At 61.8% G+C, this 642-nt stretch carries 1 protein-coding gene; it reads left to right on the forward strand.

Features of this window, described 5'->3' with window-relative positions; all coding sequences use genetic code 11:
- The first annotated feature begins 79 nt into the window (after positions 1 to 79).
- The gene (arsC, locus tag ACP7E0_RS35045) at positions 80 to 514 is read left to right on the forward strand and encodes an arsenate reductase (glutaredoxin) (protein ID WP_426131978.1); all 435 of its coding nucleotides are present in this window, start codon (positions 80 to 82) and stop codon (positions 512 to 514) included.
- Positions 515 to 642: the final 128 nt, after the last annotated feature.

Genomic DNA, 642 nt, shown 5'->3' on the forward strand with positions numbered 1-642 from the left:
TGGAGCATCTGAGCCTGACAGCGAAGCTGCACGATATCGGACAGATGGAAGGCACGTCCACCCAAAGGTCCGACGTCGCATGAGCACCCCGGTCGACATCGTCATCTATCACAATCCCGACTGCGGCACCTCTCGCAACACGCTCGCCATGATCCGCAACGCGGGCATCGAGCCGCACGTCGTGGAATACCTCAAGACGCCGCCGAGCCGGGCGCTTCTCGAGCAGCTCGTTGACCGGATGGCCATCAGCGCACGGGAGCTTCTCCGCGAGAAGGGCACGCCCTATGACGAACTGGGTCTTGCCAACGAGCAACTCACCGACGGGCAGCTTTTCGACGCCATGATGGAGCATCCGATCCTTATCAATCGTCCAATCGTCGTCTCGCCACTCGGAGTGAAGCTCTGCCGTCCTTCCGAAGCGGTGCTCGATCTGCTTCCGACATCTCAACAGGGAGCGTTCTCCAAGGAGGACGGCGAGGCCGTAATCGACGCCCAGGGCCGCCGCGAAGGATAAGTCCGCCCGCCAATACCTTCGAATTCTCCGCCTAAACCGGGGCGGAGCCGAATTGCCATGCAAGGAGCCTGCAATGCAGCCCGCCCGACCTACCGTCCGTCTCTCGTTTCTCGACCGCTACCTCACGG

It is taken from the genome of Pararhizobium sp. PWRC1-1, assembly GCF_049897905.1.
Lineage (GTDB): Bacteria > Pseudomonadota > Alphaproteobacteria > Rhizobiales > Rhizobiaceae > Pararhizobium.

Coding starts and splice junctions, on each gene's coding strand:
- arsC (WP_426131978.1), top strand. CDS start 80: ATGAGCACCCCGGTCGACATCGTCATCTATCACAATCCCGACTGCGGC.